This is a genomic window from Streptomyces sp. NPDC048420, assembly GCF_040651535.1.
GTDB lineage: Bacteria > Actinomycetota > Actinomycetes > Streptomycetales > Streptomycetaceae > Streptomyces.
Genome location: NZ_JBEZKG010000027.1, coordinates 37,341 through 53,985, shown reverse-complemented (window position 1 = coordinate 53,985; position 16,645 = coordinate 37,341). Strand labels below are relative to the sequence as shown.

Here is a 16,645-nt window from a genome sequence, read left to right as displayed (position 1 = left end):
TTGAGGGGCGCCAGTCCGGTCTCGCGGGGGTGCCATGGGCGGGCCCGCACGCGCGTGACAGGCTGGTGATCAACGCCGGGCCATGGCTCCGGCGCCCCATCACAGGACTGCCGCACAGGAGTCGAGCAGCATGACCGAACTGCCGAAGTCGACCGGGGCTCCCGCCCACCAGAACGTCACCTTCCCGAGCGGCGGCACCACCGCGCACGGGTATCTGGCGCTGCCGCCGTCCGGGAGCGGGCCGGGTGTCATCGTGATCCAGGAGTGGTGGGGTCTGACCGACCACATCGCCGACGTCGCCGACCGGCTGGCCGCGGAGGGCTTCGTGGCCCTCGCCCCGGACCTGTACGGCGGCAATGTCGCCCACGAGGACGCCGAGGCCTGGCGGATGATGCAGGCGCTTCCGGTCTCCCGGGGCGTGGAGCTGCTCTCCGGCGCGGTGGACCATCTGCTGTCGCTGGACGAGGTCACCTCGCAGACCGTGGGCGCGGTCGGCTTCTGCATGGGCGGCGGCTTCGTGCTGTACCTGGCCGCGGCCGACGCGCGGGTCAGCGCCGCCGTGCCGTTCTACGGCGTGATCCAGGGCGAGATGCCCGACTTCTCGGGCCTCAAGGCGGAGATCCTGGGCCACTACGGCGAGCTCGACGAGAGCATCCCGGTGGAGAGCCTCGACAGCCTGCGCGAGGCCGTCCGCGAACAGTCCGGAATCACCCCGGACCTCCGCCTCTACCCGGCCAACCACGCCTTCTTCAACGACGGCCGCCCGGTCTACGACGCCGAGTCCGCCACCCGCGCCTGGGAGAGCACTGTGCCGTTCCTGCGGGAGCGGCTGGGTTAGGGCCTGCGCTCGGGATCGGGACGGGGTGGGGCACGGCGGACCGGGTTCGGCTGCGGGGAGCGGTGACTTGTCGGCTCGGCTCGACGGGGTGCGGTGGCCGAGGTGGACGGGGCTGGCAGCTCCGGCAGGCGGGTCCGTCGGCTCCGGCAGGCGGGTCCGTCGGCTCCGCCAGGCGTGGCCCGGAGCTCCGGCAGGCGGGCCCGCCAACCCGGCAGACAGGCCCGCAGCCCACACGGGCGCGGCTGACGCGGCCGGCTGCACGGCCAAGGACCACGTTAACCGCTGCCCGAGCAAGCGAAATCCCATCAGCCCGGCAGGCGGGCCCGCAGCTCACGCGAGCACGGCTGACGCGGCCGAGGTGCACATAACCGCGGCCCGGGCAGGCCAGGTCCGCCAACCCGGCAGACAGGCCCGCAGCCCACACGGGCGCGGCTGACGCGGCCAAGGACCACGTAGCCGCCGCCCGAGCACGCGGGGCCCGCCAACCCGGCAGACAGGCCCGCAGCCCACACAGGCACGGCTGACACAGCCGGCCGCACCGCCAAGGACCACGTAACCGCGGCTGCGGGGAACCTCGGACGGTGTGACCTGTCCCGTGGCGCCGGCCCGATCGGGTGGGCAGGGCTCAGGAGTCGCCCGGCGCCTCGGTCGGTGGTCGTAGGGCGCCGGACCGAGGCGGCGGAGCGAGGGCGCCGGTAGCGTCCCGGGCATGACGATCACCGAGAGCCGCACCCTGGAACAGCGCAAGCACGACGTACTGGCCCGGCTGGAGCGGGAGACGGACATCTGGGTGGCCACGGCGGACTCCGACGGGCTGCCGTGTCTGGTGGCGCTGTGGTTCGTCTGGGACGGCGAGTCCGTGTGGCTGTCCACCCGGATCACCAATCCCACGGGTCACAATCTGCGCGACGGCGGACGCACCCGGCTGGCGTTCGGGGACACCCGGGACGTCGTGCTGATCGACGGGGATGTACGGACCTACGGCGGGCAGGACGTGCCGGCCGAGGCGATCGACGTCTTCATGGCGAAGACGGGCTGGGACCCGCGCCGGGACAGCGCGTCCTACGCCTTCTTCCAGGTGCGCCCGCGCACGGTGCAGGCCCTGAACGGACAGCACGAGATGCGCGGGCGGCACGTCATGAAGGACGGCGTGTGGGCCGTCTGACCTCTCAACCGGCCTTTTGATGCAGTGAGTTCAGGATGTCCAGCTCGTCCTCGCTGAGCTTCAGCGCGCCCGCCGCTATGTTCTCGGCGAGGTGGTCGGGGTTGCCCGTGCCGGGGATGGCGAGGACGTGCGGGCCCTGGGCGAGGGTCCAGGCGAGCCGGATCTGGGCGGGGGTGGCGCCGTGCGCCCGGGCGACGGCGAGGACCGCCTCGTCGTGGGCGGTGGTGGCACCCTCGGGTCCGGCGTCCCCGGCGATGGCGTAGAAGGGCACGAAGGCGATGCCCTGTTCGCCGCAGATCCGCAGGACCTCGTCGGTGACCGGGTTGCGGGAGCCGAGCCCGAAACGGTTCTGCACGGCCACCACCGGCGCGATGGCCTGCGCCTCCGCAAGGTGGCGGGGTTCGATGTCGGAGATGCCCAGATGCCGGATCAGACCCTTGTCGCGCAGTTCGGCGAGGGCACCGAAGTGCTCGGCGACCGAGTCCTGGCGCATCCGGCGCAGGTACACCAGGTCGAGGTGGTCGCGGCCGAGCTGGCGGAGGTTCTCCTCGACGTGGCCCCGCAGGTCCTCCGGTCGGGCCGAGGTGCCCCACTCCCCCGTGTAGTCCCGGAAGGGCCCGACCTTGGCTGCGATGACGAGGTCGTCGGAGTACGGGGACAGCGCGCTGTTGATGATCTCGTTGGCGGAGCGCAGCGAGGAGAAGTAGAAGGCGGCCGTGTCGATGTGGTTGACGCCGAGCTCGACCGCCCTGCGCAACACGGCGATCGACCGGCCGCGGTCGCTCGGGGTGCCGAAGTGGAACGCCGCGCTGCCCGTCAGCCGCATCGCGCCGAAGCCGATGCGGTTGACGGTGAGATCGGAGAATGTCCAGGTGCCTGCCGCGTCCGCGGTGATCGTTTCGAAGGTCATCGGCGGATGATGACACACCTGGGGCCTGTCGGCGTCGGCCCTTTGCGAACTCCTACCTGCGCTGCGCGGCCAGCCGGATGGGCGCGTTGGCGGCTCCGAACCCGCGGTAGCCGCCGGAGCGTTGCACGAACTCGAAGAAGACATGGCCGACCGTCTCGGTGTAGCAGTGCCGGAACTCACCGCCCCGCTCGTCACGGTCGTAGAGGATGCCGAGCTCGCGATACGTCTCCAACTCCCCCTCGGCGAAGGCGAACCGGGCCTCCAGGTCGTCGTAGTAGTTCGCCGGAACCCTCAGCAGCCCCGCCCCCGCGGCCCGGAAGCGGCGCACCACGGTGACGAGGTCGTCGACGGCGAACGCCACGTGCCGGGCCCGCGGTTCGCCGCCCTCCTCCGGCGTGGGCGCGAGGTTGAGGACCAGCCGGGGTCCGTCCGGGGAGGCGGACAGGGCGCGGCTGCGGAAGAGGCCGTAGGGGTCGGCGAGTTCGACGGTGTCGTGCGGGCTGAGGCCGAGGATCGTGCGGTGGAAGAGGACTGACTCGTCGAAGTGGTGCCAGGGCTGGGTGAGCGCGAGATGGTCGATGGCCGTGACGTCGGCGGCGCCGCTCTCGGCCGTGCGGGCGAAGTCGTCCGTCCAGCTGGGGAGTTCGGGGCGCCCGGTGGCGCAGAAGAGGACTTCGGTGCCGTCCGGAGCGGCGATCGACTCCAGTGGTACGTCCTGCGCGGTGCGGCGTTTGGGCAGGGCGGGGGCGAGCAGGGCCTCCGCGCGGCGGGCGGAGGCTGCCGGGTCGGCCGTCTCCAGGCCTACGGCGGCCAGGGTGGTGTCGGTACGACGGCCCGCGGCGCCCGTGTTGACCAGGACCCGGGCCTCGCCCTGCTCCCAGAGGTCGACCGGCTTGCCGTGATGACGGGCGGTGCGGGTGAATCCGAGGGCCGCGAGGAGCTCGGCGACGGGTTCCGGGTCGCTGGTGGCGAGTTCGGCGAAGGCGACACCGGAGGGGATCACGGGGGCCGGGAGCGGGGAGACTCCGGCGTTCTCCTCCAGGGCCAGCAGGGAGCGCAGCCCGTCGAGGGCCGTGCGGCCCGCGTCCGCCTGGCGGAAGACGTCGTTGAAGACCTCCAGGGAGAGCGGGCCGTCGTACCCGGCGTTCAGGACGTGCCGCAGGAGTCCGGCCACATCGAAGCCGCCCTGGCCGGGGAAGCAGCGGTAGTGGCGGCTCCACTGGAGGACGTCCATGGCCATCAGCGGGGCGTCGGCGAGCTGGAGGAAGAAGATCTTCTCGCCGGGGATGTCCTCGATGCCCTTGGGGTCCGAGCCCCTGGAGAGGATGTGGAAGCTGTCCAGGCAGGTGCCGAGGGCCGGGTGACCGGCGGCTTCGACCACCCGCCAGGCATGGTCGTACGTGCTGACGTGCCGCCCCCACGCCAGTGCCTCGTAGGCCACCCGGATGCCGAAGTCCTGGGCCAGGCCGGCGAGTCGGCTCAGTTGTTCCGCCGCGAGGGCGTCGTCGTCCGCGGCCTGCGGGGAGACGCTGGAGCAGACGAGGACGGTGTCGGCGCCGAGCCTGCGCATCAGCTCGAACTTGTGCCGGGCGCGCCGGAGGTTGCGGACGAAGACCTCTTCCGGGACGGCCTCGATGTCCCGCATCGGCTGGTAGAGGTCGATACTCAGGCCCAGGTCGGCGGTGCGGGCGGCGATCTCCTCGGGGGCCAGGGGGCTCGCGAGGAGGTCGTTCTCGAAGATCTCGACACCGTCGAAGCCGGCCCGTGAGGCGGCCGTCAGCTTCTCAGTGAGGGTGCCGCTGAGGCAGACGGTGGCGATGGACTTACGCATGCTCACTCCCGTTCCCGAGGTCGATCCAGGTCTTCCCGGCACGTACGGCGGCTCCGGCGAAGGCCTCCTGCGCCCGCGCGAGCGGGAAGCGGGCCTCGATCACGGCACCGGGCCGGGCGGCGGGCAGTTCGGTCATGGCGGCCGTGAAGTCGCCCGGGTGGTCGTAGATCATCGAGCCGCGCAGCACGAGCTGGCGCCGGACCACGTCGTCGGTGGTCAGCGGAAGCCGCTCGGCGTTGAGGCCGACGAGCACGACCGTGGCTCCGGGGACGGCCCGGTCCACAGCGGGACGCAGGGCGGGGGCGTACCCGGAGCTCTCGAAGACGTAGGTGAATCCCGTACGGCCGTCGTCGGCGGCGGCGCCGAGCCGCACCGCGCGGGCCAGGCGCTCGGGGTGCGGCTCGGTGACGACGGGGGTGATGCCGAGGCGGGACAGGATGAGGCACAGCAGCAGGCCCTGGGCCCCGGCGCCGACGACCAGGCAGCGGTCCCGGTCCGTGACGCCGCTGCGGCGGACCGCGGCGCGGGCGACGGTGTACGGCTCGACGCAGGCGAGGTCCGCGTCGCTGGGGCCGTCGGGGACGGGGTGGACGAAGGGCGCGGGGACCGCGACCCGTTCGGCGAGGACACCGGGCGAGTTCAGGCCGACGATGGCGCGGTGGGGGCAGGCCGAGGTGAGGCCGGTGAGGCAGTCGGCGCACTTGAGACAGGCGTAGTTGGGTTCGATGACCACGCGTCGGCCCACCAGGTGGTCCGATGTGTCCGATCCGGTGGCGGCTACCCTGCCGAACCCCTCGTGACCTATGACCCACGGGAGGACCGGGGTGACGCGCCTGCCGTGGAACACCGCGAGGTCCGTACCGCACAACCCGACTCCGTGCATCTCCACGACGACCTCGCCGGGTCCGGGGACCGGCTCCGGCCAGTCGTCCACCGTCTCGATCCGTTCCGGTGCCGTGAGGACTGCTGCTTTCACTGGGGCTCCAATGTGACCACTAGATGGCCCATACGATCCACTGTGCGGTCAGCCTAGAGCCGCACAGGCTCCTCGAACAAGGGCGCAGCACACGGAAACGGCAACGGGGCCGGTCGCTGGACGACCGGCCCCGGTTCCGTCAGACGGTCAGAGCGCCGCGGCCTTCGCCGGTACGGCGGCCGACGCCTTCGCCGTGTCCACGCCCGGCAGGCGCAGTGCGATCAGGAAGGAGACGAGGCAGCCCAGGGCGACGTAGGCCGCCACCAGCGACCAGCCACCGCCCGCCCAGATGACCAGCGAGCCGGCGATGAGCGGGGTGAAGCCGCCGCCCACGGCGCTGGCGAGCTGGTAGCCGACTCCGGCACCGCTGTAGCGGTACTCGGCGCCGAACATGTCGGTGAACAGCGACTGCTGGACCGACACGGCCATGTCGTGCGCCACGTTCACCAGCAGCACCGCGCACACGACGATCAGCAGCATCGAGCCGGACTCCATGGCCCAGAAGTACGGCACCGCGCTGACCGCCCCGATCAGCGCGCCCCAGCAGTACACACGCCGGCGGCCGTACCGGTCGGCGAGGTAGGCGAAGGCCGGGATGGTGACGACGGCCAGGCCGCCGACCGCGAGGTTGACGTCGAGGAGGCTGTCGCGGTTCATGCCGAGTTCGTCGGTGCCGTAGGACAGACCGAAGGTGGTGACGCCGTAGAAGGTGAACAGTTCGACGAATCGCAGGCCGATGATGGCGAAGAAGCCGGCCGGGTTGGAGCGGACCGCGGCGATGAGCGGGAGGCGCGGCTTGGCGGTCTCGGACATCGCGGCGACCTTCTCGGTGAAGACCGGGGACTCCTCGACCCTGGCCCGGATGACCAGACCGACGATCACCAGGGCCGCGCTGACCAGGAACGGGATGCGCCAGCCCCAGGCTCGGAAGGCCGCGTCGGAGGTGGTGCCCGACATGACCTTGGTGATCAGCGTGGCCAGCAGCAGACCCACGGAGGCGCCGACCTGGACACCGCTGCTGTAGAGGGAGCGCCACCTCTTCGGCGCGTTCTCCACCGCCATCAGCGCGGCACCGCCCCACTCGCCGCCGACCGCGAAGCCCTGGGTGGCGCGGAGCAGGACCAGCAGGACGGGCGCCCAGATGCCGGCCTGGGCATAGGTGGGCAGGACGCCGATCAGGGTGCTGGCCAGGCCCATGATCAGCATGGTCAGCACGAGCATGCGTTTGCGGCCGAGGCGGTCGCCGAAGTGGCCGAAGACGATGCCGCCCAGCGGCCGGAAGAGGAAGCCGACGCCGAAGGTTGCCCAGGCGGCCAGGGTGCCCACGGCCGGGGAGGCGTCGGGAAAGAACAGGTCGCCGAAGAGGAGACCCGCGACGATGCCGTAGAGGAAGAAGTCGTACCAGTCGACGACGGCTCCCATGAAGCTCGCGATCGCCGCGCGCCTGGCGAGACCGGAACCTCCGGCCGATCGCTGTGTCCTGCTCATCTCACACACTCCGTCGGATGCACTGGGCAGTGGTCTCCCGTGCCGTGCGAGCGGTGCACGGCACGGGACCACTACGGGAATGGCTGCGGTGGGGACGGTTCTGACGCCGCGGGCAGCCGGGGTGTGAGCGCGCCGTCGCGTACTAACCAGGCCGTCGCCACGGTGGTTCGGGCGGCGCCCCTCGATCCAGAGGTCCACTGTGCGGATCTCTCAGACCAGTGAGCGGCACGATAGAGCGGCTCGCCGTCGACCATCAAGGGGTGTGACAAGATTTCGCGGATGTTGCGGTTTCCCCGGTCCGTAGAGCGGACTACGGTCGGGAGAGACAGTGGCACCAGGACACGGGGAGGCAGCGGGTGAGCGAGGGACAGGCGCGGGCGGGGGGCGAGCCGGACCAGCAGGCAAGTGGGGTGCGCAGTGTGCGACGGGCCTTCGACATCCTCACGCTGCTCTCCGAGGACCGGCCGGTGATCACTCTCCGGGAGATCACCGAGGCGACCGGGCTCGCCAAGACGACCGCGCTGCGCCTGGTGCAGACGCTGGAGGAGACCGGTCTGCTGGGCTCGCATCCCTCCGGGTACACGGCGGGCCCCGCCCTGTGGCGCTGGGCCTATCTCGCCCGCAGCCAGTGGGAGGTGCCGCAGGAGACCCGCAAGGTCATGCGCGATCTCGCGGACCGGCTCGGCGAGACCGTCAACCTCTTCGTCGCCCGGGGTGTCCACCGCATCTGTGTGGCCCACGAGGAGAGCCCGCACCCGCTGCGCCATGTCGTCGACGTCGGTGACGAGCAGCCGCTGTGGGCCGGCGCCTCCTCCAAGATCCTGCTCCGGGACGCCTCCGAGGCCTTCCTGCGCCGGGTCGCGGCCGCCTCCCCGCAGGGCGAGGAGCATGCCGGGCGCCTGAGGACCTGGTCCGCGGAGGCGGCGGAGCGCGGTTACGCCGTCAGCAGCAGCGAGTGGGACGAGGGGCTCACCGCCGTGGCGGTCCCCGTGACCGGCCGCACCGGCAAGGTCGTCGCCTCCCTCTCGCTGAGCGGCCCCAGCCACCGCTTCCCCTACGAGGCGGTCGAGCGGTTCGCCTCGGAACTCGCCGAGGGCGCCCGCCTGATCTCCGGCCAGGGCTTCAGCCATCCGCTGAGCAGCGCCGTCTGAGCCGACGGGCCCGCCCGCATCACCCGGTGAAACATCGGGTGGTGCGCGAGGACCCCCGCACCCCCACACCGTACGAGGGCGCGGTCGGCGCGCCCTCGCCTTCCGTCACGACGCCCGGTCGCTGTCCTTCATCTCGCCCCAGCCGTGCCGGTGTTCGACCTCGATCCACGCGCTGGTGCGGTGGGGCGGTGGCTCGGGATCCCCGGGTTCAGGCGTGCTCGTCGAAACTCGCATAGTAGGCGGCGGCCATGTCCTCGTCGCCGTGGCCCTGGGCGACCGCGCGTTCGAAGCGTTCGGCGCTCGCGGCGGCCACGTCCAGGCGGACCCCGGCCCGCTCTCCGGCCTCGACGATCAGACGGGCGTCCTTGGCCGCGGTGGAGACCGCGAACTGGGCGGGTGACAGCCGGCCGTCGAGGACCATGCCCGACTTGGCGCGCAGGTAGCCCATGTCGAGGGGGCCGCCGTCGATGGCGCCGAAGAAGTCCTGCGGGTCCACGCCCAGGGCCTTGGCCAGGGCGAGGACCTCTCCGGCCGCGTTGGTCACCGCGAGCACCCAGCTGTTGGCGACCAGCTTCAGCTTGGTCGCGCTGCCCTCGGCGCCGTCCTCGCCCGTCCACACCGTGCGCGCGCCGACCGCCTCGAAGACGGGGGTCACGGCGTCGCGGCCGTCGACCGGTCCGGCCGCCAGGACCAGCAGTTGACCGGCCTCGGCGGGCTGCCGGGTGCCGAGGACGGGTGCGTCGAAGAAGACCAGTCGGTGCTCGCGGGCGAAGGCGGCCAGGTCGGCGATCGCCTCGGTGCCCGCGGTGGTCGACTGCACCCACGCGGCGCCCGGGCGCAGGCCCTCGGCGGCCCGGCTCATGACGTCCAGGGCCGCGGATCCGTCGTACAGCATGGTCAGGACGACGTCGGCCCCCCGCACCGCCTCGGCCGGGCTGTCGGCGATCTGCACGCCGTCCGCGGCCAGGGGCTGCGCCTTGGCGGCACTGCGGTTCCAGGCCCGGACGGTGTGCCCGGCGCGGGCCAGGTTGCGGGCCATCGCGGCGCCCATGATGCCGGTGCCCAGAACGCTCACGGTGAGTTTGTCGGTCATGACGTCAACTCTCTGCGGGGGTGCGGATGTACGGTCAGGCAGTCGAGCTTGCCCGAAGCGGCCGGGTCACTGTGCGGCCGGGAGCGGTTCCACGGTGACGAATCCCTGCGTGTCCGCGGCCGGGAGCAGCGCGTCCGGGCCGTAGAGGAAGCCCGCGAGGGCCGGGGTGGCTCGGTAGGCGAAGACGGAGGCCGGGACGCCGAGGATGGCCGGGGTGTCGAGGAGGAAGGGCAGTTCGCGGTCCAAGTACTCGGCGCCTGCGGCCAGTTGGTCGGTGTTGGGGATCCATTCGCCGGGCATCGTGGTGCGCAGGACGCCGGTGACCATGCGGGTGCAGGTGGCATGGAAGGCGGGGTGGTCCCGGTGCGCGCGGGCGATCCGTTCGTAGGCGGCCTGGTAGGCGGGGGTGTCGTAGTGGTCGCAGAACTGCGCGACGCTCAGCCGGTCCGGGGCGATCCGGGCGGTGGCCACGGCCCGGGAGACGCGGTTGGCGGTCTGGCGTACGTCGCGGTGGGCGCGGGCGCGGGCGTGCCGGGGTTCGTAGCCGCGGCCGAGGTAGGTGCAGGCGACGGTCTCGGTGTCGGGATGGGCGATCTCGATCCGGGTGAAGCGGGCGGCGGCCCAGCGCAGCAGGGCGAGAAGCCGGTCCTCGGAGAAGTAGCCGTTGCCGGGGCTGATCCCGAGGAACACGTGGTGTCCGGCTTCGACGAGGCCGGAGCAGCGCTCGGAGAACGGCGTGGCGACGAAGCCGTCCCCCCGGCGGGCCGCGGTCGAGGGTGTCCGGGTCGTCGGCATCGACCAGTCGTGCATCGTCACGTTCCCCCGCGTTCCGAGTGTTCACCAGACGTCTCAGAGTGTCTCGGTCCTTGCCGAAGTCGGGCGTATAGAACCTGAGGCTCGGCTTCGGACGCCATGCCCGGTCGCCCTGAAGAATCGCCGGTCCCGAGCAGGAGGGGCATGGGCGTATGGGCACGGCGCGCTCTCCTCAGTGTCTCCTCGTCGGGGGCCCGCGGGGACTCTCACCTTAAAGCTTGTTCGAATGTACGTGCGAGTCGACAGCTTGGGGTGACGGGTGTCCGTTCCCCTTCGGGTGACGTTGAGAGCTGTTCGGGGCGGCTTCCCTGCTGGTCAGGCAAGGTGGCTTGATGGTTCCTCGATCCCGCGAGGTGATCGTCCCTGGGGGCTCGATGCAGTTGTTCTTCACGGACAGGCGGAAGGTCTGGAAGGTGGGGGACGTGGCTGGCGTTCGTCCCGCCGACCTGAGCGAGCTGTTTGAACGGCGACGGATTCCGATGGGTACACCGATTCTTCTGGACGAGGCGATGCGCCCGGTGGAGCCGCTGTCGAGCTGGTTCCGGGTGATCGGCCAACAGGGCCTGGACGCGAAGACGATGCGGGCGTACGCCTACACCGTCCTGATGCTGCTCAACTTCCTTGCCGCACGCGGCCTGGACTTGCGGCTGGCGACCGAGAACGACGTGCTGGAGTTCCGACGGTGGCGGCGCGAGGACGCCGAGGAGACGGTCGGCGAGGCCACATGGGATCGGGATGCCGCCGCGACCGGCGGGCTCTACGACTACCTGGCCCAGGTCGGATACGTGAGCGGACGGCCCTGGCGGATGACGGGACGGGGGGAGTCCCTGGGCAGCGGAGTGAGCCGGGATCCGCGGGTCCGGCACATGGAGCTTGACCAGTACTTGTTCTTCCGGGACGTCGGGTTCGGCGGCTTGGAGCCGGGCGGTGGCCTGGACCTGGGCTTCCGGGGGTGGCGGCCACACCGCAACCGCTCGGCGGTGGAACTGGCGCTGATGACGGGGATGCGGATCCAGGAGTGGTCGACCCTGCTGCTGCCTGAGCTCGGCCTGCTGGGCGGCCGCCGGCCCGCGGTCGCGGACGTCGACCTGGCGGCCTGCGCAAAGTACGGGCGGCCGCGGTCGGTCTACGTGCCCAGGGACGCGATGGAACTGCTGGAGGCCTATCTGCTGCTGGAGCGGCCGGGGATCGTGGCGACAGCGCAGCGCAGCGCACGCTGCGGCGCCAGGTGCGCGACCTGTTCGTGGTCCAGCGGATCGACGGGGACGGCATCCGGGTCCGCGGGGTCCTGGAGGGCGTCACGGTCACCCGGGTGATCAAGGACATGAAGCCGGGCCTGCGGCGGATCACCGTGCTGGAGACAGGCGGTGGCCTGGCCCCGCCGGCCCTGTTCATCGGCCAGGGCGGCCGGATGCTCACCGGCTCGGGCTGGGACCGCATCCGCCGGCGGGCGTGGAAGCGGATGAAGCAGTGGAGCGTGCACGAGGTAGCCCCGCTACTGCCCCGGCGCTGCTGGGTCTTCCACGACACGCGGCACACGTTCGCGCTCCGGCTGCTGATCTTCCTGACCCGCGAGGCTCTCGGCGACCTCGATGCCGAACAGGCGCCGATGGCGACGCTGCTGGAGCACATGGTCGGCAACCCTTTGCTGGTCGTCCAGCGCCGGCTCGGCCATGCCCATCCCTCCACGACCTACCGCTACATCCGGTACCTGAGGGATCCGATGCGAGAGGTCGACGCCGCGTTCCGCCGCTGGAGCGCGGCGGGCGGCGCCTCCTACGTGACCGTCGCCCGCCGCCTTATGAACCTGGAGGGTGCCGGTGCCCCGCAGGGGTGAGTACAAGGGCGGGTTCCCCGCCCGCACGCCTCGGCCGGCGGAGGCCACACGCGTCGGGCTGCGGCAGGTGACCGGGCTCGATCCGCAAGACCGCCCAGTGACGGTCGTCTTCGACCCCGCAGCTCACACCTGCGCCGGGCTCGCTGGCGAGCTCGCGGACGAGACTCGGTCGTCGAGTGCTACGGCAGCCCCGCCGTGAAGGCGACCAAGCACAGCTTCACCCGGACCTGCCGGTCCGGCACTGGTGGATCATCGAGCCGGTGGCCAAGGCGATTACCACGGCGTCCGAGCTGTCGGTCGATGACGAGTACGCTTTCGCGTCCGTGCAGGCCAAGTCGCCCATCAACCACTTCGACAGCAGCGACGCGATCAACAGCTTCGCTCGGCACGCCAACAGCAACCGGCACATCAGCGGGCTTCCGCAGATCCCCGAGCAGAAGCTGGCCCCGCACATGTTCCGCCACACCATGGCGATGCTCACCCGGGAGTTCCCCGGCTCGGAGATCGCCGTCAGGATGCAGCTCAAGCACGTCGCCACGAGGGCGCTCGCGAACACCACCACCCAGGGCTACACCGAGCCCTCGCCCGCCTGGGCCCAGCACCTGAGAACCGCCATCAGCGAGCGCCGCTTCGAGCGACTGGCCGAGCTCTTCGCCGCCGACGGCCGCGGCGAGCCAATCGGCTACGGACCAGGCGCCGACCGCCTGCGCGAGACCTTCGCCGCCATCCGCGCCAAGGCCGCTGAGATGAGAGCGACCAACCAAGCACAGCGAGGCGACGTCCGCGTCGAACTCGACCTCCTTCGCCGCACGCGCCTGTCCGTCCGCTTCGGCAAGCTCAACCGCTGCACCATGGATGACGCCTACCCAGTCGGCGCCAAATGTCTTGAGAACGCCATCGCCCCCGAAGGCCACCAAGGCCCTCTGATCGACCGGTGCCAGCCCTCGCGCTGCGCCAACAGCGTCATCGCCCCCGCCCACCTGCCCCTCTGGGCAGCAGAACGAGCCCCGCTGACTGACCTGCTCGCCACCCCAAAGCTCCCACCCAACCGGCGGGCCCTGCTCACTGAGCAGCTCAACGAAGTCGACCTCGTGATCCGAGAGGCCAGCCGATGACCCCGCCAACGGTCTCCGCCAAGACTGAGCAGACCCTTCGCGAGGCGATGGAACGGCTCTTCACCGGCAGACCCACACGAACCGACGGCAAACTGACCAAGAACAACCTCTGGCGCGAAGCCGGCGTCAGCCGGACACCATGAACCGGGCCACCGCCGTCCTCGCAGAATGGGACGCTCGCGCCGGCCACAGCCCAGCCAGCCTCCGCGACCAACAGCAGCGAGACGAGATCAGCCGTCTGCGCCGACAGCTGCAGGACAACCGGAAAGAGCGTCACCGGCTCCGGCATCAGGTCGATGCCGCAGCAACCGTCGTCGCCACCCTCCTCACCGAAAACGCCGCACTCCGCCAGCAACTCGCAAACCGCTCCGCAAAGGTCATCCCGTTGCAAGGCGCCAGCGAGCTTCGATGAACTGCGAAAACATGGCTGGCCGAGACTCAGGTGGCTTGCGCGAAAGTCGTCTGCCGCAGGTCAGGATGGGACACCACGGCCAAACCGCGCAGAGGGTGACTCAAGACATTGGCCCGCGGGGATCGCTTTCACGCCGCACCACCAGCTGCTCCGCTCGCCTGTATCCGTGCTCCGGAAGCCGCTCCTGGCCGTCCGGCGCACGGACCTGAGCCATGTCACGGCCAGATGGACCTCAGCTGCCACGCCTGCATGTGGTCGAGGGTGGCGCTGCCGCCTTCGGCGAAGGCGTCGACGCCGGTGCTGGAGGCGTCCGGGAAGACCTGGTCGGTGAGGATCACCTGTTCGCCGCGGGTGTTCTGGGCGTAGACCTCGACGGAGGAGGCGTCGACGAGGACGTGCAGGCTCAGCCCACCACCGTGCAGGTCGAGGGGGGCGCGCTGGACGCCGGAGAAGGTGGGGTCGAAGTCAGTGGCGCCGGAGGCGCTGCGGTCGATGTAGACCTCGCCGGTGGCGGTGTCGTAGCCGATGCGGGTGCGCTGTCCGGCGCCGGTGCGGACGTCCAGGCCGAAGCGGTCGGCGGTGCCGGCGGTGAGGTCGGCCTGGAGTTCCTGGCTGCTGCCGTGCACCGCGAGCGGGGTGGTGGTGTTCGTGACGCGCGTTCTGGGCACCTTGGTGCCGGCGCTGCGCAGGGTGGTCAGTTCGCGGATCGGCTGCTGGATCAGCTGGACCTTGCCGTTCACGGTCTTCAGGGAGAGCTCTCGGGGGAAGGAGTCGGCGCTGCGCCACGGGCTGGTGGGGATGGCCTGCCCGTAGTTCCAGTTGTTCATCCAGGCGATCATGACGCGGCGGCCGCCGGGGGCGTCGTTCCACGTGTTGGCGGCGTAGAAGTCCGCGCCGTAGTCGAGCCAGTGAGCGCGCTGGGTGGTGTTCAGGGCGGGCTTGTCGGCGGCGGTGAACTGGTCGGCGAGGACGTGTCCCCAGCCGCCGGAGTTGGCGTCCACGATCTGGATCTGGACCTTCTTGCCCTTGTAGGCGATGGTGTTGAAGGAGGCCCAGTCGAGGTTCTCGGAGTCGGCGCCGGTGGCATTCTGCACGACCTTGCCGTCGACGAGCAGGTTGACGCCGGTCTCGATGGAGGGCGGCTTCGCCTGGGTGTCGGAGAGGACGACCTGGTCGAGGTTGAGGTGACCCCAGCCGCCCGTGTTGTCGTCCACGACCTTGATCTGGGCCTGCTTGCCCTGCAGGTCGGACAGGTCCCACGAAGACCAGTTCAGGGCTTCGCCGTTGGATCCGCTGGCGGAGCGCACGACCTTGCCGTCCACGATGAGCTCGACCGCGGTGGGGGCGTCGGAGCTTGCGGGGTGGTAGCCGCCGCCGATGAGGAAGTCCAGGTACTTCTTGTCGATCGTGAACGTCGGGGAGGTGAGGGTGCCGGTGCTGGCGTCGCCGCCCAGGAAGCTGTTGGCCAGGCCGTTGCCGAGGTAGCCGGAGACCTGCTGCTGGTCTCCGATGGCGCCCTGGGCCGGTCCGGTGCCGAAGGCATCGCCGGTGGTGGTCCAGTCGCCGATGGGGCTGGTGTAGCTGCTGCCCTCGAAGTCGGCGAGGGTTTCACCGAGGGGTGCCGGTTGATCGCCCATGACGGTACCGGGCTGGTACGGGTGGTTGCCGCCGCCGACCTTGAAGTTGATGTAGTCGCTGGTCACGGTGAACTCGGGCGAGGTCAGGGTGCCGGTGGAGGCGTCGGCGCCGTGGAAGCTGTTGGCGAACGCCTTGCCCTCGATGCCGGTGACCTGTGACTGCCAGTCCACCGCCCCGGTCGCCGGCGCGCTGCCGAAGGCGTCACCAGCGGCCTTCCAGTCGCCGAACGAGCCGGACTCGAAGTCCTGCAGCACGGTGCCGCTCGGCGGGGTGTAGCTGCCGTCGTCGTCGGAGGTGAACTTCTTGCCGTTGAAGTCGCCGACGAAGTACTGGGCGCCGGAACCGCCCGCTATGCCGCCGGGGTTGAGGTTGACGGCCAGTACCCACTTGGCCTTCTTCGGATCGCCGTCGACCGGGAGCGGGAACAGGTCCGGGCACTCCCACACCCCGCCGGTGGCGCCGGCCGGGCCGAAGTCGCTCTGGTGGGTCCAGTGCTTGAGGTCGGCCGAGCTGTAGAAGGCGATCTTGTGCTGTTCGGCGAGAGAGACCGTCATCAGCCAGCGCTGCGTGGGGGCGTACCAGAAGACCTTGGGGTCACGGAAGTTGTTCGAGCCGATGTCGAGCACCGGGTTGTCGTCGTACTTGGTCCAGGTGGTGCCGCCGTCGGTGCTGTAGGCCAGGGCCTGCTGCTGCTTGCCGGAGGCTTTCTGCGCGCTGGTGTAGACGGCGACGAGCGGAGGGTTCTTCTTCGTCCCGAAGCCGGTGGTGTTGTTCCTGTCCAGCACCACGCTGCCGGAAAAGATCATCTCCTGGTCGTCCTGGGGGATGGCCACCGGGAGCTGCTTCCAGTGCACCAGGTCGGTGCTGACCGCGTGGCCCCAGGACATGTTGCCCCACGTGTTGCCGGACGGGTTGTACTGGAAGAACAGGTGGTACTTGCCCTTGTAGTAGATGAGGCCGTTGGGGTCGTTCATCCAGTTCTGGGCCGGGGTGAAGTGGAACTGGGGGCGGTACTGCTCGTGGTAGAGCGTGTCGGCCATGGCGGGGGAGGCGGCGACCAGGCCGAGCCCGGACAGGACGGCCAGTGCGGCCAGGAGTCTGCGGCGCGGACGAAGGGTTCTGGACATGGCGCTCCTTGCAGGCGGGCGGGCTTCGGCTCAGCCGTAGGGGACTTACGCGTGACGAGTGACGCTTGACGCGTGTCAGGTGCGGGCGGCGGTTGCGCCGTGGCCTCGTCCAAGGCCACGGGCGAGCCCGGCTGTGGGAGCAGCACGGCACCGGCAGCTCCAGGCAAGCGCTGGAAACGTTTCGCAGAACGTACGGGCAACATGTCGCCGAAGTCCAGACCCTGTGCGGGAAAACTCCTGAATGCGAGGAT

General features: G+C 70.6%; 14 protein-coding genes. 7 read left to right on the top strand and 7 right to left on the bottom strand.

Annotated features, from left to right (window positions below):
• The first annotated feature begins 130 nt into the window (after positions 1 to 130).
• Complete coding sequence (locus tag AB0D34_RS38045; protein ID WP_362670437.1) at positions 131 to 838, top strand: dienelactone hydrolase family protein; 708 nt, start codon at positions 131 to 133, stop codon at positions 836 to 838.
• 709 nt (positions 839 to 1,547) lie between these two features.
• The gene (locus AB0D34_RS38040) at positions 1,548 to 2,003 is read left to right on the top strand and encodes a pyridoxamine 5'-phosphate oxidase family protein (RefSeq protein ID WP_362670435.1); all 456 of its coding nucleotides are present in this window, start codon (positions 1,548 to 1,550) and stop codon (positions 2,001 to 2,003) included.
• Positions 2,004 to 2,007: 4 nt separating this feature from the next.
• Here the strand turns inward: AB0D34_RS38040 and AB0D34_RS38035 are convergent, their stop codons facing one another.
• The 4 genes from AB0D34_RS38035 to shiA all read right to left on the bottom strand — a co-directional run bounded on the left by AB0D34_RS38035 (position 2,008) and on the right by shiA (position 7,208).
• A complete protein-coding gene (locus tag AB0D34_RS38035; protein WP_362670433.1) occupies positions 2,008 to 2,913 on the bottom strand; it encodes an aldo/keto reductase in 906 nt (301 codons plus the stop codon).
• 52 nt (positions 2,914 to 2,965) lie between these two features.
• Positions 2,966 to 4,744, bottom strand: coding sequence for a TIM barrel protein (locus tag AB0D34_RS38030; protein WP_362670431.1), 1,779 nt, complete (start codon positions 4,742 to 4,744; stop codon positions 2,966 to 2,968).
• Positions 4,737 to 5,720 carry an alcohol dehydrogenase catalytic domain-containing protein gene (locus tag AB0D34_RS38025; protein ID WP_362670428.1) on the bottom strand — a complete coding sequence of 328 codons (984 nt, stop codon included), beginning with the start codon at positions 5,718 to 5,720 and terminating at the stop codon, positions 4,737 to 4,739. Before AB0D34_RS38025 ends, AB0D34_RS38030 begins: the two co-directional genes overlap by 8 nt.
• 147 nt (positions 5,721 to 5,867) lie before the next feature.
• Positions 5,868 to 7,208, bottom strand: coding sequence for a shikimate transporter (shiA, locus tag AB0D34_RS38020; RefSeq protein WP_362670425.1), 1,341 nt, complete (start codon positions 7,206 to 7,208; stop codon positions 5,868 to 5,870).
• A gap of 356 nt (positions 7,209 to 7,564) precedes the next feature.
• Here shiA and AB0D34_RS38015 point away from each other — a divergent pair, with 356 nt between their 5' ends.
• On the top strand, positions 7,565 to 8,359 hold the full coding sequence (locus tag AB0D34_RS38015; protein ID WP_362670422.1) for an IclR family transcriptional regulator: 795 nt from the start codon (positions 7,565 to 7,567) through the stop codon (positions 8,357 to 8,359).
• Positions 8,360 to 8,567: 208 nt separating this feature from the next.
• Here the strand turns inward: AB0D34_RS38015 and AB0D34_RS38010 are convergent, their stop codons facing one another.
• Entirely contained in the window at positions 8,568 to 9,452 is an 885-nt protein-coding gene (locus tag AB0D34_RS38010; RefSeq protein WP_362670420.1) for an NAD(P)-dependent oxidoreductase, read from the bottom strand.
• Positions 9,453 to 9,518: 66 nt separating this feature from the next.
• The gene (locus AB0D34_RS38005) at positions 9,519 to 10,262 is read right to left on the bottom strand and encodes a tRNA-dependent cyclodipeptide synthase (protein ID WP_362670564.1); all 744 of its coding nucleotides are present in this window, start codon (positions 10,260 to 10,262) and stop codon (positions 9,519 to 9,521) included.
• A gap of 482 nt (positions 10,263 to 10,744) precedes the next feature.
• Between AB0D34_RS38005 and AB0D34_RS38000 the strand changes: the two genes are divergently transcribed.
• The 4 genes from AB0D34_RS38000 to AB0D34_RS37985 all read left to right on the top strand — a co-directional run bounded on the left by AB0D34_RS38000 (position 10,745) and on the right by AB0D34_RS37985 (position 13,629).
• Positions 10,745 to 11,581, top strand: a complete 837-nt coding sequence (locus AB0D34_RS38000) for a site-specific integrase (RefSeq protein ID WP_362670418.1) — start codon at positions 10,745 to 10,747, stop codon at positions 11,579 to 11,581.
• The gene (locus AB0D34_RS37995) at positions 11,494 to 12,102 is read left to right on the top strand and encodes a hypothetical protein (RefSeq protein ID WP_362670416.1); all 609 of its coding nucleotides are present in this window, start codon (positions 11,494 to 11,496) and stop codon (positions 12,100 to 12,102) included. Before AB0D34_RS38000 ends, AB0D34_RS37995 begins: the two co-directional genes overlap by 88 nt.
• A 260-nt stretch (positions 12,103 to 12,362) precedes the next feature.
• Positions 12,363 to 13,217, top strand: a complete 855-nt coding sequence (locus tag AB0D34_RS37990; protein WP_362670413.1) for a hypothetical protein — start codon at positions 12,363 to 12,365, stop codon at positions 13,215 to 13,217.
• A 139-nt stretch (positions 13,218 to 13,356) separates the two neighbouring features.
• On the top strand, positions 13,357 to 13,629 hold the full coding sequence (locus AB0D34_RS37985) for a hypothetical protein (RefSeq protein WP_362670411.1): 273 nt from the start codon (positions 13,357 to 13,359) through the stop codon (positions 13,627 to 13,629).
• A gap of 215 nt (positions 13,630 to 13,844) precedes the next feature.
• Here AB0D34_RS37985 and AB0D34_RS37980 read toward each other — a convergent pair whose 3' ends face one another.
• Positions 13,845 to 16,394: a GH32 C-terminal domain-containing protein gene (locus tag AB0D34_RS37980; RefSeq protein ID WP_362670409.1), complete on the bottom strand. Its 2,550-nt coding sequence runs from the start codon at positions 16,392 to 16,394 to the stop codon at positions 13,845 to 13,847.
• Between the last annotated feature and the right edge of the window lie 251 nt (positions 16,395 to 16,645).

Coding starts and splice junctions, on each gene's coding strand:
- AB0D34_RS38040 (WP_362670435.1), top strand. CDS start 1,548: ATGACGATCACCGAGAGCCGCACCCTGGAACAGCGCAAGCACGACGTA.
- AB0D34_RS38000 (WP_362670418.1), top strand. CDS start 10,745: ATGGGTACACCGATTCTTCTGGACGAGGCGATGCGCCCGGTGGAGCCG.
- AB0D34_RS38035 (WP_362670433.1), bottom strand. CDS start 2,913: ATGACCTTCGAAACGATCACCGCGGACGCGGCAGGCACCTGGACATTC.
- AB0D34_RS38030 (WP_362670431.1), bottom strand. CDS start 4,744: ATGCGTAAGTCCATCGCCACCGTCTGCCTCAGCGGCACCCTCACTGAG.
- AB0D34_RS38005 (WP_362670564.1), bottom strand. CDS start 10,262: ATGCACGACTGGTCGATGCCGACGACCCGGACACCCTCGACCGCGGCC.
- shiA (WP_362670425.1), bottom strand. CDS start 7,208: ATGAGCAGGACACAGCGATCGGCCGGAGGTTCCGGTCTCGCCAGGCGC.
- AB0D34_RS37985 (WP_362670411.1), top strand. CDS start 13,357: ATGAACCGGGCCACCGCCGTCCTCGCAGAATGGGACGCTCGCGCCGGC.
- AB0D34_RS38010 (WP_362670420.1), bottom strand. CDS start 9,452: ATGACCGACAAACTCACCGTGAGCGTTCTGGGCACCGGCATCATGGGC.
- AB0D34_RS38045 (WP_362670437.1), top strand. CDS start 131: ATGACCGAACTGCCGAAGTCGACCGGGGCTCCCGCCCACCAGAACGTC.
- AB0D34_RS37980 (WP_362670409.1), bottom strand. CDS start 16,394: ATGTCCAGAACCCTTCGTCCGCGCCGCAGACTCCTGGCCGCACTGGCC.